The 22159-nt window shown below is 52.5% G+C and carries 19 protein-coding genes; 14 read left to right on the forward strand and 5 right to left on the reverse strand.

The window, feature by feature from the left end; all coding sequences use genetic code 11:
• Positions 1-272: 272 nt before the first annotated feature.
• Positions 273-2444, reverse strand: coding sequence for a malate synthase G (locus tag IBX50_RS08385; RefSeq protein ID WP_292254996.1), 2172 nt, complete (start codon positions 2442-2444; stop codon positions 273-275).
• Between the two features lie 222 nt (positions 2445-2666).
• On the opposite strand from IBX50_RS08385, the gene IBX50_RS08390 reads away from it, so the two are divergent.
• From IBX50_RS08390 to IBX50_RS08400, 3 genes are read left to right on the forward strand one after another with little or no spacing between them, the layout of a single operon-like run.
• A complete protein-coding gene (locus IBX50_RS08390; RefSeq protein WP_292254997.1) occupies positions 2667-3629 on the forward strand; it encodes an alpha/beta hydrolase in 963 nt (320 codons plus the stop codon).
• Between the two features lie 3 nt (positions 3630-3632).
• A complete protein-coding gene (locus tag IBX50_RS08395; RefSeq protein ID WP_292254998.1) occupies positions 3633-3824 on the forward strand; it encodes a hypothetical protein in 192 nt (63 codons plus the stop codon).
• 38 nt (positions 3825-3862) lie between these two features.
• The gene (locus IBX50_RS08400) at positions 3863-5407 is read left to right on the forward strand and encodes an ATP-binding protein (RefSeq protein WP_292254999.1); all 1545 of its coding nucleotides are present in this window, start codon (positions 3863-3865) and stop codon (positions 5405-5407) included.
• A gap of 63 nt (positions 5408-5470) precedes the next feature.
• On the opposite strand, the gene serA is transcribed toward IBX50_RS08400, so the two are convergent.
• Positions 5471-6700 carry a phosphoglycerate dehydrogenase gene (gene serA, locus IBX50_RS08405; RefSeq protein WP_292255000.1) on the reverse strand — a complete coding sequence of 410 codons (1230 nt, stop codon included), beginning with the start codon at positions 6698-6700 and terminating at the stop codon, positions 5471-5473.
• 198 nt (positions 6701-6898) lie between these two features.
• Here serA and IBX50_RS08410 point away from each other — a divergent pair, with 198 nt between their 5' ends.
• From IBX50_RS08410 to dxs, 4 genes are read left to right on the forward strand one after another with little or no spacing between them, the layout of a single operon-like run.
• The gene (locus IBX50_RS08410) at positions 6899-8293 is read left to right on the forward strand and encodes an FAD-binding oxidoreductase (protein ID WP_292255001.1); all 1395 of its coding nucleotides are present in this window, start codon (positions 6899-6901) and stop codon (positions 8291-8293) included.
• Positions 8294-8306: 13 nt separating this feature from the next.
• Positions 8307-8552 carry an exodeoxyribonuclease VII small subunit gene (locus IBX50_RS08415; RefSeq protein ID WP_292255002.1) on the forward strand — a complete coding sequence of 82 codons (246 nt, stop codon included), beginning with the start codon at positions 8307-8309 and terminating at the stop codon, positions 8550-8552.
• Positions 8552-9424, forward strand: a complete 873-nt coding sequence (ispA, locus tag IBX50_RS08420; protein ID WP_292255003.1) for a (2E,6E)-farnesyl diphosphate synthase — start codon at positions 8552-8554, stop codon at positions 9422-9424. Before IBX50_RS08415 ends, ispA begins: the two co-directional genes overlap by 1 nt.
• 14 nt (positions 9425-9438) lie before the next feature.
• Entirely contained in the window at positions 9439-11331 is a 1893-nt protein-coding gene (gene dxs / locus IBX50_RS08425) for a 1-deoxy-D-xylulose-5-phosphate synthase (protein ID WP_292255004.1), read from the forward strand.
• Here the strand turns inward: dxs and IBX50_RS08430 are convergent.
• Positions 11301-12137 (reverse strand): sugar nucleotide-binding protein, encoded by an 837-nt coding sequence (locus IBX50_RS08430; RefSeq protein WP_292255006.1) that lies wholly within the window; start codon positions 12135-12137, stop codon positions 11301-11303. The genes dxs and IBX50_RS08430 overlap by 31 nt on opposite strands.
• 129 nt (positions 12138-12266) lie before the next feature.
• On the opposite strand from IBX50_RS08430, the gene IBX50_RS08435 reads away from it, so the two are divergent.
• The 7 genes from IBX50_RS08435 (at position 12267) to IBX50_RS08465 (ending at position 21680) form a co-directional block, all read left to right on the forward strand.
• The gene (locus IBX50_RS08435) at positions 12267-13172 is read left to right on the forward strand and encodes a hydrogen peroxide-inducible genes activator (protein ID WP_292255008.1); all 906 of its coding nucleotides are present in this window, start codon (positions 12267-12269) and stop codon (positions 13170-13172) included.
• Position 13173: 1 nt separating this feature from the next.
• A complete protein-coding gene (recG, locus tag IBX50_RS08440; RefSeq protein ID WP_292255010.1) occupies positions 13174-15264 on the forward strand; it encodes an ATP-dependent DNA helicase RecG in 2091 nt (696 codons plus the stop codon).
• A gap of 150 nt (positions 15265-15414) precedes the next feature.
• On the forward strand, positions 15415-16812 hold the full coding sequence (locus IBX50_RS08445; RefSeq protein ID WP_292255011.1) for an HDOD domain-containing protein: 1398 nt from the start codon (positions 15415-15417) through the stop codon (positions 16810-16812).
• Positions 16813-16848: 36 nt separating this feature from the next.
• Positions 16849-18735, forward strand: coding sequence for an MFS transporter (locus IBX50_RS08450; protein WP_292255012.1), 1887 nt, complete (start codon positions 16849-16851; stop codon positions 18733-18735).
• A 154-nt stretch (positions 18736-18889) separates the two neighbouring features.
• The gene (locus IBX50_RS08455; protein WP_292255014.1) at positions 18890-20437 is read left to right on the forward strand and encodes a 2-isopropylmalate synthase; all 1548 of its coding nucleotides are present in this window, start codon (positions 18890-18892) and stop codon (positions 20435-20437) included.
• Entirely contained in the window at positions 20434-21198 is a 765-nt protein-coding gene (locus tag IBX50_RS08460) for a hypothetical protein (protein WP_292255016.1), read from the forward strand. Before IBX50_RS08455 ends, IBX50_RS08460 begins: the two co-directional genes overlap by 4 nt.
• Complete coding sequence (locus tag IBX50_RS08465) at positions 21198-21680, forward strand: GNAT family N-acetyltransferase (protein ID WP_292255018.1); 483 nt, start codon at positions 21198-21200, stop codon at positions 21678-21680. Before IBX50_RS08460 ends, IBX50_RS08465 begins: the two co-directional genes overlap by 1 nt.
• A gap of 7 nt (positions 21681-21687) precedes the next feature.
• Here IBX50_RS08465 and zapB read toward each other — a convergent pair whose 3' ends face one another.
• Both zapB and IBX50_RS20710 read right to left on the reverse strand, forming a co-directional pair.
• Complete coding sequence (gene zapB / locus IBX50_RS08470; protein WP_292255020.1) at positions 21688-21939, reverse strand: cell division protein ZapB; 252 nt, start codon at positions 21937-21939, stop codon at positions 21688-21690.
• A gap of 97 nt (positions 21940-22036) precedes the next feature.
• Positions 22037-22153, reverse strand: a complete 117-nt coding sequence (locus IBX50_RS20710) for a zinc ribbon domain-containing protein (protein WP_366930703.1) — start codon at positions 22151-22153, stop codon at positions 22037-22039.
• Positions 22154-22159: the final 6 nt, after the last annotated feature.

The raw sequence follows: 22159 nt of genomic DNA on the forward strand, positions 1-22159 counted from the left end.
GGAACTGTTTGGCATCCCGGAACAAGAACTCAATCTGAAAGCGTGCCTTGTAGTACAATGGTTCAGACAGTTTCATGATGCAATAGCACCGTAGTTGCAAAGCTCCTCAAACGGTGGGTGGTTTCTTGGCTCTTGCTTGCGGGGATGCTTTGGCGAACGGTGCTGAGTTTCAGCCCAGAGGCAATAACCAGCCTATAGAAAAAACTCCTGACGAGGGTTGCAGGGGGGGAGGTAACTCCCCCTCCTGCTCGCTTGCTGTTAACTGCAGGTGTTTAACCCTGAGCTTTCAGCTGTAAGCGGCGGCGGTGCAGAACCGGCTCAGTGTAACCACTGGGCTGAACACAACCTTCAATGACCAGTTCCAGCGCAGCCTGAAAAGCGATCGAGCGTTCAAAGTTGCCATGCATCGGGCGGTACAACGGATCAGCAGCATTCTGCTCATCCACTACTTTTGCCATGCGTTGCAGGGTTTCCATCACCTGCTCTTTGCTGCAGACGCCGTGATGCAACCAGTTGGCAATGTGCTGGCTGGAGATTCGCAGTGTGGCTCGATCTTCCATCAGGCCGATGTTGTTGATATCCGGCACTTTGGAGCAGCCCACACCCTGATCAACCCAGCGCACCACATAACCCAGAATGCCCTGGGCATTGTTGTCCAGTTCCTGCTGGATTTCCGCTGCAGTCCAGCTGGGGTTTTCAGCCACGGGAATGGTGAGGATATCGTCCAGATTGGCACGCTCACGGGATTTCAGTTTTTCCTGTACGTCTGCCACATTCACCTGATGGTAATGCAGGGCGTGCAGGGCAGCTGCAGTGGGAGAAGGCACCCAGGCAGTGTTGGCACCGGCCTTGGGATGAGCAATTTTCTGCTTCAGCATTTCACCCATCAGATCCGGCATGGCCCACATGCCCTTGCCAATCTGGGCACGGCCTTTCAGGCCACAGCTCAGGCCAATGTCCACGTTCCACTGTTCATAAGCCTGAATCCAGCTGGAGGTTTTCATTTCTCCCTTGCGGATCATCGGGCCCGCTTCCATAGAGGTGTGGATTTCATCACCGGTACGATCAAGGAAGCCAGTGTTGATAAAGGCCACACGATCTTTGGCAGCACGAATGCACTCTTTCAGGTTAACGGTGGTGCGACGTTCTTCATCCATGATGCCCATTTTCAGGGTGAAGCGCTCTAGCCCCAGCAGGTCTTCCACACGTCCGAAGAGTTCGTTGGCAAATGCTACTTCTTCCGGGCCGTGCATTTTTGGTTTTACGATGTACATACTGCCACTGCGAGAGTTGCAGAACTTGCCCAGTCCCAGCAGATCCTGCTTGGCAATCAGGGTGGTGACAGCACAATCCATAATGCCTTCAGGAATCTCGGAACCATCTTTTAACAGGATGGCCGGATTGGTCATCAGATGGCCGACGTTGCGCACAAACATTAGGGAGCGTCCCGGCAGGACTAAGAAGCTGTCCCTGGTTGGGCTGGTGTAGGCACGGTCTTCATTCATGGTGCGAGTGAAGGTTTGTCCGCCCTTGCTGACTTGTTCAGACAGCTTGCCGGTCATCAGTCCCAGCCAGTTGCTGTAAGCAAGGATTTTGTCTTCAGCATCAACAGCGGCCACTGAGTCTTCGAAGTCCATGATGGTAGTCAGAGCCGCCTCCATCAGCAGATCCTTAACACCCGCTGCATCGGTCTGGCCGATGTGGTGGTTACGATCGATCTGGATTTCAAAATGCAGGCCGTGGTGCTGCAGCAGAATGCCGGTCGGGCTGCTGGCTTCACCGGTAAAACCTTTCAACTGAGCCGGATTTTGCAAGCCAGTGGTGTTGCCGTTGTTCAGACTGACTTGCAGCCGATCATCAGCAATGGCATAACCAGTGGCTTCTTTATGGCTGGCGCCTTCCAGCGGAGCACTCTGATCCAGGAAGTCACGGGCAAAAGCAATCACCTTTTCACCGCGAACCGGGTTGTAACCTGGGCCTCTTTCCGCGCCCTTGTCTTCTGGCAGGGCGTCGGTGCCATACAGTGCATCATACAGGCTGCCCCAGCGTGCATTGGCTGCATTCAGGGCAAAACGGGCATTCATCACCGGAACCACCAGCTGAGCACCCGCCTGCCGGGCAATTTCGGAATCAACCTTGGTGGTGCTGGCCTGGAAGTCTTCACCTTCCGGTACCAGATAACCAATTTCAGTCAGAAATTGTTTGTAGGCAGTCAGATCAAAACTGCCTTTATTGGCCTTGTGCCAGGCATCAATTTTGGCCTGCAGATCGTCACGCTTTTGTAAAAGGGCGCGATTTTTGGGAGCCAGTTCATGAACCAGAGTGTCCAGTCCCGCCCAGAAAGCGTCGCTTGTAATTTCGCTACCGGGGATGGCTTGTTCATTAATAAAAGTGTAAAGCGTCTTGGCGACCTGAAGTCCGCCGATTTGAACGCGATCAGTCATGTAAAATCGCCTCTTACTTTGGTTTATTAGTTGGTTTCTTGGTTCTGAAACTCTGCAAAACTACGCTAAAAATCTGCTAAAGCGCGGGGTTTTGTAGTAAATTTTCAAGAAGTCATGGGTTTGTGAGGCAAGAAGATACAGGATTCCAGAGTGAAATACACCCTGCCTTTAGGCGAAGAAGGTAGAATCTTGTTTTTCACCTGAATTGCTGAGGAAGTACAAGTGGCACATCCGAATTTCAAGATTCGTCTCAGGCTCTGGCCGGATTCCTTTGCATCAGCAGGCTGGGTCAACAATCTGCCGGATGACCTCAGTGAGTATCTGGATTTTTATCAGCTGACCCGTGATCCAGCGAAAGGTATGGCTGCGGCTCGTGCAGGTTGGCTGCGACTGGGTGATGATTACATCTGGACTCAGGCTTTTCGACCGGTCAAACCACAAGGCACTCTGCTGCATCTGCATGGGTATTACGACCATGGTGCCAGTTACCCCTCCTTGCAGCGCTGGGTGCTGGAAAAAAAGTTCTGTTATCTCACCGTTGATCTACCCGGCCATGGATTATCCAGTGGTGCCCGAGCCAGTATCCGTGATTTTGCCCGTTATCAGCAGTTGCTGAGTTTGCTGTTGGAGCAGCTGGAACAACAGAATTTCCCCCGTCCTTGGTTGCTCAGCGGTTTTTCAACTGGCGGTGCCATAGCGCTGGAGCATTTGCTGACCGATAACCGCTTTGATCAGGTGGCGCTGATTGCCCCTTTGATTCGTCCTGTAGCCTGGCACAGCGTGACGCGCTGGTTGTGGTTGGTGCGTCTGTTTATCCGACGGCTGCCTAGAAAGTTTCGTGTTAACTCACACGATGAGGCTTTTCTGCGTTTTGTGCATGAAAAAGACCCCTTGCAGAGCCACGAGCTGCCACTGACGTGGGTGAGTGCGCTGACGCGCTGGGTTCCGCAAGTGGAGCAGGCAAAAGCGGTGGCTGCCGCACCCTTGATTTTGCAGGGGGATGAGGATACAACAGTGGACTGGCAATATAATCTGAGCGTGCTGCATCGGCTGTTGCCGCAGGCAAAAACGGTGCTGATTGAGCAGGGCGCACATCAGCTGTTAAACGAAGCGGTCATACAGCGCACACCGGTGTTTGAAGCTCTGGATGCCTGGCTTGATCTTGAGGTTCATAACAAGGAGTGACAAATGAAAAAGACAATTGGGGTGCTGATGTTAATGGCTGGACTGATGTTGCTGGGTGGTTGCTCATCGGTTGATCGGGCAGAACAGGAACGCAGAGCGGCTTATGAACAAAGCAGGGAAGAACAGCGAATTGACCGCCTGCAACGTGAAGCAGATGCAGCAGCCCGGCGTATGGATGAGCAGCTGAAAAAATAACCACTCTTTCCATTTTGTTGCCAACGGGCAGGTATTAAATGCAAAAAAAGCTCCCTATTGGTATCCAGACCTTTCGTGAGATGCGAGAGGATAACCACTATTATGTGGATAAAACTGCAATCGCTTTTAGGTTGGTGCAGGAGGGCAAGTACTATTTTCTTTCCCGTCCACGCCGCTTTGGCAAAAGCTTGTTTCTGGATACCTTGAAAGAGCTATTTGAAGGCAACAAACCCTTGTTTAAAGGCTTGGCTGCAGAGCAGCAGTGGGACTGGTCAAAAAAATATCCAGTGATTCGGTTGAGTTTTGGCAGTGGTGTGCTGCATTCGCCGGAGGCTCTGGAGCAGATGATTATCGAACAGCTGAATGATCACGCCGAACGCTTAAGTGTCACCTTTCAGCATGAAAGCCTATCGGGGCGTTTTAGTGAGCTGATCCGTAGAGCATCCGAACAGCATCAAGCCAGAGCCGTTGTGCTGATTGACGAATATGACAAACCGATTCTGGATAACCTGCATCAGCCCGAACAGGCACGGGCGATGCGGGATGGTTTGCGTAATCTGTATTCCGTCTTGAAAGACAGTGATGCTTATCTGCGTTTTGTGTTTTTAACCGGCGTCTCCAAGTTCAGCAAGGTCAGTCTGTTTTCCGGCCTCAACAATCTGAACGACATTACAATGGATGCCCGTTATTCGGATATTTGTGGTTATACCGATGCTGATCTGGACACCACTTTTGCACCGGAGCTGCCGGGGCTGGATCGCGTTAAAATCCGTGACTGGTATAACGGTTACAACTGGGGCGGCACTTCGGTTTATAACCCTTTTGATCTATTGTTGCTGTTTCAAAAGCGAGATTTTCGACCTTACTGGTTTGAAACGGGTACACCGACTTTCCTGATTCAGCTGTTGAGCGAGCGGGGTGTTTTTACTCCGAACCTGGAGCAGTGGCAAGCCAATGAGGAGCTGCTCAGTCGCTTTGATGTTGAGGATATCAGCACTGAGGCGTTACTGTTTCAGACGGGTTACCTCACCCTGCATAAAATAGATCAGCCAATCACCGGTTACTGGGTATATACCCTGGGCTACCCTAACCGGGAGGTGGAGGCGAGTTTAAATCGCGCCCTGTTGCCTGCTTTGGGTGTGCCGTCGCAGGCTTCCCTTAACAGTGGTCTTAATGTGCTGAAGGCGCTGCAAGTTGGGGATGCCGCTCAGCTGGAAGTCCATCTGAAAGCCCTGTTTGAAGCTATCCCCCACGATTGGCACCGCAAAAATCCGATAGCCGGTTATGAAGGTTATTACGCCAGTGTTTTTTACAGTCATTTTGCTGCACTGGGTCTGGACATTACCGTAGAAGACAGCTGCCGCAGTGGGCGAGTGGATATGACCGTCCATCATGCAGATCAGCATTGGCTGTTTGAGTTTAAAGTGGTGGATAAACAGTCTGAAGGCAAGGCACTGGTTCAGATACAGCAGAAAGGCTACGCCGAAAAATACCGTGTAGCAGGTCAGACTGTGCATTTGATTGGCGTGGAGTTTTCCCGAGCGGAGCGGCAGATTGTTGGGTTTGAGGTGCTCACACTGTAGAGTGGTTGTAATTTTTTCCACAAAAAAACCCGCCGTAGCGGGTTTTATCAGCCGTTCTGAATATCAGAACAGTACACGACTGCGGATGGTGCCTTTGACGTGTTTCAGAGCTTCCAGTGCTTGCTGGCTGTATTCACGATCCACATCCACCACTACATAACCCACTTTTTCGTTGGTCTGCAGGTACTGGCTGCAAATGTTGATTTCGTTTTCAGACAGCACACGGTTGATTTCTGACAGCACACCCGGCACGTTTTCGTGAATGTGCAGCAGGCGGTGTTTGCCGGGGTGCGAAGGCAAGGCTACTTCCGGGAAGTTCACCGCAAAGGTGGTGGTGCCGTTGTCGCTGTAACGGATCAGCTTTTCGGACACTTCTTTACCGATGTTGGCCTGAGCCTCCAGTGTGGAGCCACCGATGTGGGGTGTCAGAATCACGTTGTCCAGACCACGCAGCGGGCTGATGAATTCATCATCATTACCACGGGGTTCAACTGGGAACACATCAATGGCTGCTCCACCGACATGACCGGATTTAAGTACGTCGGCCAGATCTTCAATCACCACTACACTACCGCGTGAGGCGTTGATCAGGTGGGCACCGGGTTTCATCTTTTTCAGCTGTTCGGCAGCAAACATCCACTTGGTGGAATCCAGCTCTGGTACATGCAGGGTGACCACATCAGACATGGCCAGCAGTTCATCCATGGTTTCAACCTGACGGGCATTACCCAGTGGCAACTTGGTGACTACATCGTAATACAGCACTTCCATGCCCAGGCTTTCAGCCAGTACCGACAGCTGTGAGCCGATATTGCCGTAACCGATAATACCCAGCTTTTTGCCACGTAACTCATAACTGCCTTCGGCTGATTTGACCCAGCCACCACGATGGCAAACGGCATTTTTGTGCGGGATGCCACGCATCAGCATGATCATTTCACCCAGCACCAGTTCTGCTACCGAACGAGTATTGGAATAGGGCGCGTTAAACACAGGAATACCCCGGATCAGCGCGGAATACAGCTCCACCTGATTGGTGCCGATGCAGAAACAACCCACCGCAACGAGTTTTTTAGCAGCAGCAAACACTTCTTCCGTCAGCTGGGTGCGGGAACGAATACCAATAAAGTGGGCATCTTCCACCACTTTCAGCAACTCGGCTTCCGGCAGGGATTTGGGATGGTATTCAATGTTGGTGTAACCATTGGCCTTGAAGTTGTCGACTGCGGTCTGGTGAACGCCTTCAAGCAGCAGGATCTTGATCTTGCTTTTATCAAGTGATGTTTTAGACATGAGAAGCCTGAGTCCTGATGGAGATGCAAGGTGGAAAAAAATGCGGGCGGGCAAGCCAGCCAGAAGGGAGCTATGTTACCATAACATGATCAATAAACAGCCCCTGGGCAATGAATCCGCAGGTGAATTTAACGCTGGATGAACCTGCATTTTTTCATTATTGCATTCAATTCTGACCTTATATAAAGAGCCGCTGTAATGACCCCTGAGCAAATCAAACAAGCCGTTGAAGCCCTGATCGGAGTGGATCGAGTTCGCCTGGATGGTGAAGCCCTGGATATTTATGGACGGGACTGGACTAAAATCCATACCCCTCGTCCTCGTGCCATTGCCTTTCCTCGCAGTACCGAGGATGTGCAGGCCATAGTGAAGTTTGCCAATGAGCATCACATTGCGCTAGTGCCCTCTGGTGGTCGTACCGGTTTATCGGCTGGTGCCGTGGCGGCCAATGATGAGCTGGTACTGGTCATGGATTACATGAACAAGGTGGTTGAGTTTAATGCGGTGGATCGCAGTGTCACGGTGCAGGCGGGCATGATCACCGAACAGTTGCAGCAGTTTGCCGAAGAGCAAGGGCTGTATTATCCGGTGGATTTTGCCTCGGCTGGCTCCAGTCAGATCGGCGGTAATATCTCCACCAACGCCGGTGGCATCAAGGTCATCAAATACGGCATGACCCGTGACTGGGTGCTGGGATTAAAAGTGGTGACCGGCAAGGGTGAAGTACTGGATCTGAACAAGGGTCTGATCAAAAACAACACCGGTTATGATCTGCGCCACCTGTTCATTGGTGCTGAGGGCACGCTGGGCATCATCACCGAAGCCACCATCAAGCTGACCCGTACACCCAGAAATTTGACAGTGATGGTGCTGGGCGCACCAACCATGCAGGATGTGATGGAAGTGCTGAAATCCTTCCAGAGCCGTATGGATCTGACCGCGTTTGAGTTTTTCTCGGAAAACGCCTTGTCAAAAGTCACGGCTCATCACCAGCTGCAGCGCCCGTTTGATACCGTCACACCCTATTATGCCTTGCTGGAATTTGAAGCAGAAAACGAAGAGGTGATGGACACTGCCATGCAGGTGTTTGAACACTGCATGGAGTCCGGCTGGGTAGAAGATGGTGTGATTAGCCAGAACGAAACCCAGCTGCGTAACCTCTGGAGTCTGCGCGAATTTATCTCCGAAACTATCAGCCACGAAACACCCTACAAGAATGATCTGGCGGTGGTGGTCTCGCGGGTGCCCGAGTTCCTGAAAGAAGTGGACACCTTTGTTGAAGAAACCTACCCCGGTTTTGAGATTGTCTGGTTTGGTCATATCGGTGATGGCAACCTGCACCTGAATATCCTCAAACCCAAAGACATGGATAAAGACGCGTTTTTTGAGCAGTGCCACCATGTCAGTGACAAGGTATTTACCATCACTCAGGCCTACGGCGGCAGTGTTTCCGCTGAACACGGTGTTGGTCTGGTGAAAAAGGACTTTCTGCATTTCAGCCGCAGTCTGGAAGAAATTGCCTACATGAAAGCCATCAAACAGGCTTTTGATCCCAACCAGATCATGAATCCGGGTAAAATGCTGGATATCTGAAGGGAGATAGGTTTTGGCTGCTGAACAACCCCGCTTTGAACAGCTGATGCAACAGCTGGAAAATCTGGTGACCCGTATGGAGTCCGGTGAGTTATCACTGGAAGACTCCTTGCAGGCTTATGAAGAAGGTGTGCGCCTGTCGCGTCTTTGTCAGCAACAGCTGGCCGAGGCGGAACAACGTGTTTACCGTCTGCAGGAGCAACAGGGTCAGGTCAGTTTTGAGCCGCTCAGTTTTAAGCCAGAAGCCGGTGACACCTGATGCAGCTGAAACAACTCACGGAAATTTATGCTACGCGTGTTGATGCAGCGCTGACAGGGCTGCTTGCGGATACAGCAGGTTGCAGCCCATTATTGCAGGAAGCACTCAGCTACAGCCTGTTAAATGGTGGTAAACGCCTGCGCCCATTATTGGTGTATGCCACCGGGCAAGCGCTGGGTGCCTCCCCGGAATCCTGTGATCGTCCAGCCATGGCGGTGGAACTGATCCATGCTTATTCACTGGTGCATGATGATCTGCCCGCGATGGATGATGATGATCTGCGTCGTGGTCGCCCCACCTGTCACAAAGCCTTTGATGAAGCCACTGCAATCCTGACCGGTGATGCTTTACAGACGCTGGCTTTTGAAGTGCTGGCCGATGATCAACAACCCGCTGCGCTGGCACTGGTGCAAACTCTGGCACAAGCCAGTGGTACCCGAGGTATGGTGGCCGGTCAGATGCTGGATCTGCAGGGTGAAGGACAACAGCTGACGCTGGAACAACTGGAACAGTTGCACAACCACAAAACAGGTGCTTTGATTCGCGCTGCTGTGCGTATGGGTGCACTGACGGCAGGTGCCACGGCAACCACTCTGAACACGCTGGATACTTATGCTGCTGCACTGGGGCTGGCGTTTCAGGTGCAGGATGATCTGCTGGATATCAAGGGTGATGCGGCACTGCTGGGTAAAAAAACCGGTGCGGATGCCTTGTTGCACAAGGCGACCTATCCGGGTCTGCTGGGTGTGGAAGGTGCAGAGCAGAAAGCCCTGGCTCTGGTTGAACACGCCTGTGAATGCCTGAACAACCTGCCGGGTGACTGGGACTGCCTGCGAGAGCTGGCGGCTTGGTCTATCAGCCGCAATTTTTAACGAGCACCTCGCTAATGTTTGATGCACTGCCAACACAAACACCGACAACGCCTCTGCTGGATGGCATCCAGTCACCGGCTGATCTGAAATCCATGTCTGATCGCCAACTGGTGCAACTTGCCCGCGAGGTTCGTGCCTGGCTGCTCTGGTCAGTCAGCCAGACGGGTGGGCACTTTGGTGCTGGTCTGGGGGTGGTGGAGTTAACAGTCGCTTTGCATGCAGTGTTTAATACCCCGGAAGACCGTCTGATCTGGGATGTTGGGCATCAGGCTTATCCGCATAAAATCCTGACCGGGCGTAAAGAATCCCTGCTGACCATTCGCCAGAAAAACGGTGTGGCGGCTTTTCCAAAACGCAGTGAATCTGCTTACGATGCTTTTGGTGTTGGGCATTCCAGCACCTCCATCAGTGCGGCGCTGGGCATGGCGATTGCGGCAAAGGCGCAGGGCAGTAAACGTCGCAGTGTGGCAGTAATTGGTGATGGTGCATTAACGGCCGGTATGGCGTTTGAAGCGCTGACTCATGCCGGGCATGTGAATGCCAACCTGCTGGTTATTCTGAATGATAACGAAATGTCGATCTCCGAGAATGTGGGTGGTCTGGCAACCTACCTGTCACGCTTGCTGGTCAGTGAACCCTATAACCAGCTGCGTGAAGGCAGTCGCAAGGTGTTGTCAAAATTGCCACTGGCCTGGGAGCTGGCGCGCAAGACGGAAGAACAAGTTAAATCTCTGGTGACACCCGGCACCCTGTTTGAAGAGCTGGGTTTTAACTACATCGGTCCGATTGATGGTCATGATCTACCGGAATTGCGTGCCACCTTAAAACGCCTGAAGCATCTAAAAGGCCCGCAGTTTTTGCATCTGGTGACCAAAAAAGGCAAAGGATTTATACCCGCGGAGGCTGACCCGATTGGTTACCACGCACTGACCAAACTGGAAAAACCCGTGCAGCCTGTTGATGAAAAGCCACTGACCAAAAAACCAAAATACTCCAATGTGTTTGGTCAGTGGTTGTGTGACATGGCGGCGGAAGATTCACGCCTGCTGGGCATCACACCGGCGATGCGGGAAGGGTCGGATCTGGTGCGGTTTTCCCGCGAATATCCTGAGCGGTATTTTGATGTGGCCATTGCTGAACAACACGCAGTGACCCTGGCAGCAGGCATGGCCTGTGAGGGCATGAAGCCGGTCGTCGCCATTTATTCCACCTTTCTGCAGCGGGCTTATGATCAGCTGATTCACGACGTGGCGGTGCAAAAGCTGGACGTGTTATTTGCCATTGACCGTGCCGGACTGGTGGGTGAAGATGGCCCGACTCATCACGGCACACTGGATCTATCGTTCCTGCGTTGTGTGCCGGATATGCTGATTATGGCGCCAGCGGATGAAAACGAATGCCGTCAGATGCTGACCACCGGTTACCACTATCCGGGGCCAGCCGCTGTGCGTTACCCGCGTGGCACCGGGCCGGGAGTGACCATCAACAAAACATTGGAGAGCCTGCCACTGGGCAAGGCTGAGGTACGACGCCAGGGTAAAAAAGTGGCTCTGCTGGCGCTGGGTAGTTTGGTGCCGGTAGCGGCTGAAGTGGCTGAACAACTGGATGCCACACTGGTCAACCTGCGTTTTGTTAAACCGCTGGATGAAACCCTGTTGCTGGAGATGGCGGCCAGTCACGAACTGCTGGTCACGCTGGAAGAAAATGCCGTCATGGGTGGTGTTGGCAGTGCTATCAACGAGTTTTTTGCCGCCCAGAACCTGCAGCCGCAACTATTAAATCTGGGCATCCCTGATGCCTGGGTGGATCAGGGTACACCTGAAGAGCTGCTGGCGGATTGTGGGCTGGATGTTGCCGGTGTGCTGGCGGCCATTGGTCAGCGGTTGGCATCCAGCAGTGGTGCATAACCTTCACGGTAACTTGGATAACGGAACTGAAAACCGCTATCCCTGAGTCGTTGGCTGTTGATGCGTTTGTGGCCGCCCCGCTGCGGCACACTTTTACCCGGTTTAACCCTTAATCCCATCTGATGTGCCAGCCAGCCGGTCACCTCTTGCAGCGGCGCCGGTTCACAATCACTGACCAGGTACAACTCCTGTAATCGGGTGCCCTGATCATCCAGCGTCATCAGGTGAACCAGAGCGCGTGCACCGTCTTCGATATGGATGCGGTTGGAGAACTTTAAAGGTGTTGCAGCTGGATACTCACCAGCTCGTACTTGTCGCAACATACGTTCACGCCCTGGGCCGTAAATACCAGAAAAGCGCAGCACAGTCACCGGCCAGGGTGACTGGTACAAGGCTTCTTCTCCTTGCAGTAACAACTGACCAGAAAAGTCCAGCGGCTCAGTAGCCGAGTTTTCATCCACCTCTTCGCCATTTTCCTGAGCAAACACACCTGTGGATGAGATAAAAAAGATACGTTTGGGTGAGACTTTTTGTCGCTTCAGGCTGCTGATCAGTGTTTCAACCCCTTCCAGATAAGCCAGCCGATAAGCATCCGGTGTGAATCCATCTGCGGCCAGGGTGTAAATGATGTAGTCCAGTGGCGGCAGTTCGGGTGCATCATTCGGCAGTGTCCAGGCCAGCGGCTGGATGCCCGGTGCCAACCGCTGCAGGCTGCGCCGTGCACCATAAACCAGGTGATCCTGCTGCAACAGGTTTTCACCAATGCGATTGCCCAGATCACCACAACCGAGTATTAATACACGCATGTGCTTCTCCACAAAAAGAATGCTGCAATAGTTATTCGAGATTAAAAATAGTTTGCTTGATTATTCAAATCAATGCTGCATACTTTTTCTTATCGGGTTTTAAATGACCGCAGCAGGTGGAATGCAAGTATGACTCTGACAGAACTCAAGTATATCGTCACGCTGGCGCAGGAGCGTCATTTTGGTCACGCTGCCGAACGTTGCTTTGTCAGTCAGCCCACACTGAGTGTGGCCGTCAAAAAACTGGAAGAAGAGCTGGGTGTGGCGCTGTTTGAGCGCAGTAAAAGTGTGGTACAGCTGACTCCGGTTGGTGAAAAGGTGGTGGAGCAGGCACGCAAGGTTCTGGAGCAGGCATCAGCCATCAAGGAGATGGCGAATCAGGGTAAGGATCAGCTGACCTCACCCTTGCGGATGGGTGCCATTTACACCATCGGGCCTTATTTATTCCCTCATCTGGTTCCCGCCTTGCAAGCATTGGCACCACAGATGCCCCTGTATATCGAAGAAAACTTCACTGCGGTGCTGCGTCGCAAACTGCGTTCGGGTGAGCTGGACGCGATTATTATTGCCCTGCCATTCACCGAAAGTGATGTGTTAACACGCAGTCTCTACACTGAGCCTTTTGAGGTGCTGATCCATAAAAACCACTCCTGGTCTGGCCGTACAAGCATTCCAATTAATGATCTCACTAAAGAAAAACTGTTGATGCTGGGTGAGGGCCATTGTTTTCGGGATCAGGTGTTTGAAGCCTGCCCTGCGCTGGAAGCCAATCTTAAAAATCCCGAGCAGTCATTGGTGGCAGAAGGTGGTTCGCTGGAAACCATTCGCCATATGGTGGCCTCTGGGTTAGGTATTACCGTATTGCCCCATTCAGCCATTCGTATGAGCCAGTATGTCCCGGATGCTTTACTGGCCCGTCCCTTTGAAGATCCGGTGCCATCCCGCAGCGTGGCACTGGCATGGCGCACCAGCTTTCCACGGCCTAAGGCTATTGAGGCTTTGATTCAGGCGGTGGCACAGTTCAGGGCAGCATAGAATGGTGGCCGGCTTGTTGCAGAACAAAGCAATTACGGAGCTGAAAGGTGTGGGTCAGGCTCTGGCTGAAAAGCTGACGCGCCTAGGTATCCGAGATGTACAGGGACTGCTTTTTCATCTGCCATTGCGTTATGAAGACCGCACCCGTGTGGCGACACTGGGCAGTTTACGGGTGGGCAGCACTGCAGTGGTTCAGGGTGAAGTGGTCAGCTGTGAAACCCATCAGGGACGCAGGCGCAGCCTGCTGGTGCGTATCCGGGATGGTAGTGGCCTGCTGGGTCTGAGGTTTTTTCATTTTTCTGTCGCGATGAAAAAACAGCTGGAACCCGGCACACAATTACGCTGTTACGGTGAAGCCCGCCCCGGTGCGACCGGCTTGGAGATTTACCACCCTGAGTTCAGCGTCTTGCACGGATCGGCAGCTGATCCATTGCTGGAACAAACTCTCACCCCTGTTTATCCAATCACCGATGGCTTGCAGCAGAACCGCCTGCGTCAACTAATGCGGCAGGCTTTAACTTACCTTGAGACCCATCCACCCGAAGAGTTATTACCGGAAAGCTGGTTACAAGGACAGGCCTTTCCACAGCTTGCTGCGGCACTTAGTTACCTGCACCAGCCACCTGTCGATGCGGATTTAGCGCAGCTGGCGGAAGGTATGCATCCGGCACAAAGACGACTGGCGCTGGAAGAGTTGCTGGCGCAACAGCTGGGGATGTTGTTATTACGTCAACAGAGCCGGGCGCAACAAGCCTGTACTTTGTATTCAGCCAACAATCAGCTGGAACAGCAGCTATTACAAAACTTGCCGTTTAAACCCACCGCAGCCCAGCAGCGTGTCTGTGAAGAGATTTATGTTGATTTACAAGCACCCCACCCGATGCTGCGTCTGGTACAGGGTGATGTGGGTTCCGGTAAAACCCTGGTGGCTGCGCTGGCTTGCCTGCGAGCCATCGGCAGTGGTTATCAAGCCGCACTGATGGCACCCACCGAACTGCTGGCAGAGCAGCACTACCAGAACCTGTGCGGCTGGCTGGAACCTCTGGGATTACGGGTGGACTGGCTGGCCGGAAAAATGAAAGGCAAACAGCGTGAAGAGGTGCTGACACGGCTGACTTCTGGTGAAACTCATCTGCTGATTGGTACTCATGCACTGTTTCAGGAGCAGGTGGTTTTTGATCGGCTGGCGCTGGTGGTGATAGATGAACAACATCGTTTTGGTGTGCATCAGCGGTTAGCTTTAAGAGACAAGGGTGTACAGGGGCGTTATCTGCCACACCAGTTAATCATGACCGCAACCCCCATTCCCCGAACGCTGGCCATGAGTGCTTATGCCGATCTGGATGTGTCGATCATTGACGAATTACCACCGGGACGTATTCCAGTAACTACACTGGTCTTACCAGACAGCCGTCGGCTGGAGGTGATCGAGCGCGTTCGCCATGCTTGCCTGGAAGGGCGGCAGGCTTATTGGGTCTGTACTCTGATCGAAGAATCCGAAGCACTGGAATGTCAAGCCGCCGAAGTCACCTGTCAGGAATTGCAGGTGACCTTGCCAGAATTAAAAGTGGGGCTGGTGCATGGACGATTAAAACCGGCTGAAAAGAAACAGATCATGGATGCTTTTAAGCAGGGTGAATACCAGCTGCTGGTGGCAACCACTGTCATTGAGGTGGGTGTGGATGTACCCAATGCCAGTCTGATGATTATTGATAATGCCGAGCGACTGGGGTTAGCGCAATTACACCAGTTGCGCGGGCGGGTTGGGCGAGGTTCTACTGCCAGTTATTGTGTGTTGGTTTATCACCCGCCGTTGTCCGGTACCGGGCGGGAGCGTTTACAGGTGATGCGCGAAAGCAATGATGGTTTTGTGATTGCCCAGAAGGATCTGGATATTCGTGGACCCGGTGAGTTGCTGGGCACACGCCAGACAGGTGAAATTGAATTACGCATTGCCAGCCTGAAGCGGGATGCCGATCTGCTGGAAGGGCTGCGTCCATTGGCAGAAAACCTGCTGCTGACTGCACCAGAGAAAGCGCAACAGATTCTGATCCGCTGGCGGGGTGAAAGTGTACGTTTTGCGCAGGTTTAAAAAAGCCACTCAGAATCAATTAACCCAGCTTGTAAACACCTGGCAGGGTCGACTTTTAACGGGTTAGCGCTTATTCTGTCATATATATTTATTCAAAATTTAACCCGTTGCTATTAATTCGGCTTGCAGTGTTATCTTCGGGAGCAGCCAATGAGTCAGGGCGCAATGTCAATCAAACCAAATTTTACTGTGATGGATCTGCAATCGGATGATCTTTTGCAGCGGCGAGTGCCTCGGTTGCTGGCAACACCTAAGCAACTGCTGCGTAGCACCCTGCTGCAGGCGGTGGATGGTTTTAACCTGCAAGCGGCTTATCCTGCCCATTGCCTGCTGGATCTGCAGAAGCTGAACTCCGGTGGCACCGACTGGCGTGCACGCTCGCCGGATTATCGTGAATCCCTGCTGCGTGATATCAAGCTCAAGTCGATTCCTGCATTGCCGGGTATTTTACCCATGCCGATGTGTGTGGATTTGCGTTATCTCGAAGGTGACTGGGTTTTTGTTGAATCAGGTGATCCAGAAAAACTGCTGCGCTTCACCAAGGATGAATACAGCCAGATGATTGCGGTGGCACAGGCTGAAGAGGATGAGTTTTCTGTACCGCTGACTGAAACTCGCCCGAACCTGGATCATCCACAACAGGATGAAAAAGAAATTCGTTTTGCGGTGGAGGCCATTACCCAGCAGCGAGTGCGGGCGCGTTTGAGTGAGTCCATAGAAATTGCACCTCTGCCACTCAGCTCACAGCGGCTTTTATCACTTAAAGCCAAAGAAGATGTCAGTGGCACCGAGTTGGCGCAGGTGATTGAAATGGATCCCAGCCTGGCCTCTCAGGTGATCAGCTGGGCTAACTCACCCTATTATGGTGCTCCCGGTAGTATCCGCTCAATTCAGGATGCAGTGATCCGAATATTGGGTTTTGATCTGACCATGAACCTGGCGTTGGGTTTGGCCTTGTCGCGACAGATTCGTCTGCCCAAAGATGGTGTGCATGGGCATCGGCATTTCTGGCGAGATGCACTAACACGTGCTTTGCTGGTGGAAAAACTGGTCAAAAAAATGCCGCCACTGTCACGTCCTTACACTGGGCTGGCTTATCTGGGTGGTTTGTTACACAACTTCGGTTACCTGGTGTTGGCCGAGGTTTTTCCACCCTACTTCTCGCTGTATTGCCGCAATCAGGAAGCCAACCCCCATGTACCACCCATGTATCTGGAACGCTTCCTGTTTGGGATCACTCGTGAACAAATTGCCAGTTACCTGTTTACCACCTGGGGTCTACCCAATGAGATGTGTGTCGCGGTTCGTCAGCAACACAACCCGCATTACACCGGCCCCCATTTTAAATACGGCAACCTACTGTATCTGGCCAACCAGTACCTGACCCCTCAGTGGGAGCAAAATTTGCTGCGTATTCCAGCTGCGGTGTATGACCGTCTACAACTCAATCCAGAGGAGGTTTTCGCCGTTCGCAAAGAGTTGGATGAACTGACGAATGACCAGATGGAAGAGCTGGCAAAACTACTGGAAACCAGCACCCGGCGTTGATCAAGATAGAGGGCTTAACAGGACAGGAGCAAGGCAATGCAGGGTCTGGGTTTATTGCTGCAAAGGCGTTTTGGCCCCTTTTTTGCGACCCAGGCGCTGGGTGCCTTTAACGATAACGTATTCCGTTTTGCGTTGATGTTTACCCTCACCTTCACTGCAGCCGACCGGCTGCAGCTGGATATTAATATTCTGATGAATCTGGCGGCGGGATTGTTCATCCTGCCGTTTTTTCTGTTTTCCGGTATTGCTGGTCAGTTGGCTGACAAATACGAAAAATCTCTGGTGATTCGTCGTATCAAACAGCTGGAGTTGCTGATCATGCTGGTGGCGCTGCTGGCGTTCACACTGCAGATCTGGTGGTTGCTGCTGGCACTGGTGTTTCTGATGGGTGCACAGTCCGCACTCTTTGGTCCGGTTAAATACGCCCTGTTGCCACAACACCTGGCCGCCAATGAACTGGTCACAGGTAATGCGCTGGTCGGTATGGGCACTTTTGTAGCCATTCTGCTGGGAACTCTACTGGGTGGATTGCTGGCGGGTTGGGCGGGTGAATCCACCTGGATGATTGGTACCACAGTGGTGTTTTTTGCCCTGATCGGGGTATTTGCCAGCCTGCTGGTGCCACAAGCTAAGGCCGGTGATCCTGCATTACAACTGAACTGGAATATCTATTCCCAGACCCGCAATGTTCTGCGCCAGGCTGTTGCCAGTCGCAGTGTGTTTTTAGCGATTCTGGCCATCAGCTGGTTCTGGTTTATGGGCTCAGGTTATCTGACCCAGTTTCCTAACTTTACTCGTAGTGTGTTGATGGCCAATGAAAGTGTTGCCACCCTGCTGCTCACTCTTTTTTCGCTGGGTGTGGGTGGTGGTGCACTCTTGTGTGGTTTCTGGTCACGCGGCAAAATCGAGCTGGGTATGGTACCACTGGGTGCGCTAGGCATGGCAGTGTTTTCTTTTGATCTTTACCGTCAGGCCATTCAATTTCCGCCGCTGCTCAGCACAGAGGAATTACGCACAGCTGCAGAGTTTATTGCGTTGGGTGGTGTCCGTCTGGCCGCTGATCTCACTCTGGCAGGGATGGCCGGTGGTTTGTTTATTGTGCCTCTGTACAGTCTGATCCAGCAGCAAACACCTGTTGAGGTTCGTGCACAGGTGATTGCTGCTCTCAATGTGCTGAACTCACTGGCGATGGTACTGAGTGCTGTAATTGGCATCCTGCTGCTGGGGGTAGTGGGTATTTCTTTGCCGCTGTTTTTTGCTTTTTATGGATTAACCGCTTTGTTGGTGGCTTTACTGGCTATACGTCAGGCGCGTGATCCACTGCTGCGTTTTTTGATCTATCTGTTGTCACACAGTTTTTATCGAGTTCGCCATCGTGGGCTGGAGCATATCCCAGAAAGTGGTGGTGCACTGGTAGTAGCCAATCATGTCAGCTATGTGGATGCCTTACTGCTGGCTGGAGCCTGCCACCGCCCACTACGTTTTGTTATTGATAAAGAGATTCATGATCTGCCATTGCTGAAACGCTTTCTGCAACTGGCAGGCACTGTGCCACTCAGTTCAGAAAAAGTGGATCGACAAAACCTGCAGGTCGCTTTTGCAGCAATTGGTGAAGCTCTACAGCGGGGTGAACTGGTATTTATTTTCCCGGAAGGGCGGTTAACCACCGATGGTGAAATCCAGCCTTTTAAAAAAGGGCTTGAACGAATACTGGCGCAGCATTCGGTGCCAGTGATCCCAATGGCCTTGCGTGGTTTGTGGGGCTCCTGGTTTTCCAAAGCGCAGGGACAGGCTTTTCGCAAATGGCCACGGCGCTTCTGGTCACGGATAGAAGTAGTTGCCGGGGCACCCTTACAACCGAATGAAGCCAGCGCTGAAAAACTGCAACAGGTAGTGACAGAGCTGCGTGGTGATTGGAGGTAACAATCACCGACCCTTGCGCTACTCTTGGCAAAAGTGCAGGGGGTGTTTATAGTCACTGGTCATTTTCTGTTTCGTTAGAGTCACTCTGTTTGAGCCACAAACCAAGTTTCGGAGGTCGTCTAATTGTAGCGGCTTCCATGAGGAGATCTGCCCCATGAGCAAACAACCCCTGATTATTTTTGATACTACGCTGCGTGATGGTGAGCAGAGCCCCGGTGCCTCCATGACTCGGGATGAGAAGGTGCGTATTGCACTGATGCTGGAAAAAATGCGAGTGGATGTGATTGAAGCAGGTTTTGCAATTGCCAGTAAAGGTGACTTTTTATCGGTAAAAGCTGTGGCTGAAGCCGTGAGGGATTCCACGGTTTGTTCTTTATCCCGTGCCATGGAAGCCGATATCCGCCGTGCAGCAGAAGCACTTAAACCGGCTGCATCCGGTCGAATTCACACCTTTATTGCCACCAGCCCGATCCACATGAAATACAAGCTGCAGATGCAGCCGGATCAGGTGGTGGAGCAGGCAGTACAAGCGGTGAAACTGGCGCGTAACCTGATGGATGATGTGGAGTTTTCCTGTGAAGATGCCGGTCGTTCTGAAATGGATTTTCTCTGCCGTATTGTGGAGGCTGCGATTGATGCCGGTGCCCGCACCATCAACATCCCGGACACTGTGGGTTATGCCATTCCCGAGCTGTATGCTGAACAAATCCGCCAGTTGATTGAGCGAGTGCCGAACAGCCACAAGGCGGTTTTTTCAGTGCATTGCCATAATGATCTGGGGCTGGCAGTGGCCAACTCGCTGGCAGCGGTGCAGGCTGGGGCACGTCAGGTGGAGTGCACCATTAATGGCTTGGGTGAACGTGCTGGTAATGCCGCACTGGAAGAAATTGTCATGGCGGTGCGAACTCGCCCGGATGTGTTTGATGTGGAAACACGCATTGAACCCATTCACATTGTGCCCACTTCGCGTCTAGTTTCCACTGTGACTGGCTTCCCTGTACAGCCCAATAAGGCCATTGTTGGCAAAAATGCTTTTGCTCACGAATCCGGCATCCATCAGGACGGTGTACTGAAACACCGTGAAACCTACGAAATCATGAAAGCCCAAGATGTTGGTTGGCACACCAATGCCATTGTGCTGGGTAAACACTCAGGTCGTAATGCCTTCCGTACTCGTCTGCAGGAGCTGGGCATCAATTTTGCCACCGAGCAGGAGTTGAACAGCGCCTTTATCCTGTTCAAACAGCTGGCTGATAAAAAACACGAAATTTATGACGAAGATTTACAGGCACTGGTGACGGATACTCGTGCCGCCGCCGCAGCTGAATATGTGCATCTGGTGGCCATGGAAGTCCAGTCCAAGACCGGCGAAACACCTCTGGCACAGGTAGTGCTGAACGTGGAAGGCACCGAGCAAAAAGCACAATCTGAAGGCTCCGGGCCGGTGGATGCGGTGTATAAAGCCATTGAAAACATCATCAACAGTGGTGCCGTGCTGGAGTTGTACTCGGTTAACGCCATTACCTCGGGCACCGATTCTCAAGGTGAGGTGACGGTGCGCCTGGAACGTGGCGGGCGGATCGTGAATGGTCTGGGTGCTGATACCGATATTGTGATTGCTTCAGCCAAGGCTTATATCAATGCACTAAACGCCCTGCACAATCAGGTGGAACGCAAACATCCTCAGGGAGCGGGTGTTTGATCCAGCTGAGTGCACAACAGCGTTATGCCGCGCTACAGGTGATGGGCACTCAGCTGTGGGTGCCACGCGTTCGCCTGGTAGGCGCTGCTGCCAGCCAGCCTTGTGACTGGCCTGAACCTGCTGTCAAAATCAGCGCCCGTGAGCGAGTGCTGGCGACTCTGATGCCTGCTGCTACAGTTGTTACTGAAACGTCTACTGAAACACAGGTTCCAGTTTCGGAGCCTGTGGTTGTACCTGTTCCACTCCCGCAGCCAGTTGAACATCAACCTGCTGAGCCTTTGCTTCAGGTGCAACCCCTGCATGTAGATGTCTGGTTAATGGCTAACGGTTGGCAGCTGGTGATGGAAAATCTGCAGGGTCAACCCGGACTTCAGCCGGAAGAAATCAAGTTGTTGCAGAACCTGATGATGGCACTCTATCCCGGTGCACTGGGCATCAGCGCCCAGCAGTTTTTCAGCTGGCCGTTGCCGGGTATTCCAGTGGATGCCGGTGATGAAGGTGAAATGAGTATGGCCTTGCGGGCTTTTCTGACTGGTGCACGTTTCCAGAAGGTACAGCTGGCTGGTTTGTTGGTGTTCGGATCACGGCTGAACCACCTGCTGAATAATGAACCCTCGCGTCAGGCGGCATTACCACAGATATACACCGCCCCAGCTTTGTCTGAGTTATTGCAACAGCCACAACTTAAGCACAACTTCTGGCAGCAGGCGGGTGATAATGGTCTGCGTGCTGCTTTTGCCCGTTCTCCTGTGGTGATCTGATGCCCTTGCTGCATGAATTGCAGCGGCTTAAAACATCACACCTGTCGCGGGTGTGTGAGCTGGCCGAGCGTTCTGATCCTTATGCATGGACATCTTCCCAGTGGGCAAGCAGCCTGAAGCAAGATTGGGTGCTGGGCGCTTTTGATCAGCAGCAGCTGAATGCTTTGTTGGTATTACGGCAGGGGTATCTGGAGACGGAGTTGTTGTACCTGCTAGTGGCACCGGAACAACGGCGTCGAGGTATGGCAGCCATGCTGCTGGATCAGGCGCTGGAATACAGTCGTTCATTACAAGCGGAGCGTATGTTACTGGAGGTGCGTGCATCCAACCAGGCGGCGGTTGATCTTTATCGGTCGCGGGGATTTGTACAAGACGGGTGCAGAAAAAACTACTACCCGCTTTATGTGCCGGGTGGGCGGGTGACTCAAGGACACGAAGACGCGCTGTTGATGGGACGCTGGCTGATCCCTCAGCCAGATTGAACAGTGTTTACTCGTTGCTGCCTTGCTGAGGCTGGCTCTCGGCTGCATTGCCGGTCTCACTTTCAGTCTCGCTGGCAGAGCTTTCCATCTCGCTGAACTTGCCCAGCAAAGCTCCCAGCTTTTCTTCCCAGGCTTCCTTCTCTTCTTTTAAAGCAGTGTTTTCCTGCTTTAGATCGTCCATTTCCAGGCGCAGCATTTCCAGGGATTCAATTGTTGACTCAACTTTTGCTTCCAACTGGTTTAGCAGTTCCACACTCATAAAGCACTCCTGTAAAAAAACGTAATTAAACCTGATTGCACAAGGGTTTTTGTAGCCTTGTGTATTTTTCGCCTATTAAATTGACATCCTCCCCGCCCTAAAGGGCGAAGATTCCCTCTACAGGACGCTCATGCCCGAGCGCGAGAAGGTTCTTGGCAGCGTTAACGTCGCGTTCGTGCGTGGCACCACACGCACTGCAAGTCCATTCTCTGATTCCAAG

This window comes from Marinospirillum sp., assembly GCF_014859565.1.

What these genes read in the sequence shown, in the direction of transcription:
- IBX50_RS08400 (WP_292254999.1), top strand. Translation starts at nt 3,863, where the DNA reads ATGCAAAAAAAGCTCCCTATTGGTATCCAGACCTTTCGTGAGATGCGA.
- serA (WP_292255000.1), bottom strand. Translation starts at nt 6,700, where the DNA reads ATGTCTAAAACATCACTTGATAAAAGCAAGATCAAGATCCTGCTGCTT.
- IBX50_RS08455 (WP_292255014.1), top strand. Translation starts at nt 18,890, where the DNA reads ATGAGCAAACAACCCCTGATTATTTTTGATACTACGCTGCGTGATGGT.
- IBX50_RS08435 (WP_292255008.1), top strand. Translation starts at nt 12,267, where the DNA reads ATGACTCTGACAGAACTCAAGTATATCGTCACGCTGGCGCAGGAGCGT.
- IBX50_RS08445 (WP_292255011.1), top strand. Translation starts at nt 15,415, where the DNA reads ATGAGTCAGGGCGCAATGTCAATCAAACCAAATTTTACTGTGATGGAT.
- IBX50_RS08410 (WP_292255001.1), top strand. Translation starts at nt 6,899, where the DNA reads ATGACCCCTGAGCAAATCAAACAAGCCGTTGAAGCCCTGATCGGAGTG.
- dxs (WP_292255004.1), top strand. Translation starts at nt 9,439, where the DNA reads ATGTTTGATGCACTGCCAACACAAACACCGACAACGCCTCTGCTGGAT.
- IBX50_RS08385 (WP_292254996.1), bottom strand. Translation starts at nt 2,444, where the DNA reads ATGACTGATCGCGTTCAAATCGGCGGACTTCAGGTCGCCAAGACGCTT.
- IBX50_RS08430 (WP_292255006.1), bottom strand. Translation starts at nt 12,137, where the DNA reads ATGCGTGTATTAATACTCGGTTGTGGTGATCTGGGCAATCGCATTGGT.
- ispA (WP_292255003.1), top strand. Translation starts at nt 8,552, where the DNA reads ATGCAGCTGAAACAACTCACGGAAATTTATGCTACGCGTGTTGATGCA.
- recG (WP_292255010.1), top strand. Translation starts at nt 13,174, where the DNA reads ATGGTGGCCGGCTTGTTGCAGAACAAAGCAATTACGGAGCTGAAAGGT.
- IBX50_RS08395 (WP_292254998.1), top strand. Translation starts at nt 3,633, where the DNA reads ATGAAAAAGACAATTGGGGTGCTGATGTTAATGGCTGGACTGATGTTG.
- IBX50_RS08450 (WP_292255012.1), top strand. Translation starts at nt 16,849, where the DNA reads ATGCAGGGTCTGGGTTTATTGCTGCAAAGGCGTTTTGGCCCCTTTTTT.
- IBX50_RS08465 (WP_292255018.1), top strand. Translation starts at nt 21,198, where the DNA reads ATGCCCTTGCTGCATGAATTGCAGCGGCTTAAAACATCACACCTGTCG.
- zapB (WP_292255020.1), bottom strand. Translation starts at nt 21,939, where the DNA reads ATGAGTGTGGAACTGCTAAACCAGTTGGAAGCAAAAGTTGAGTCAACA.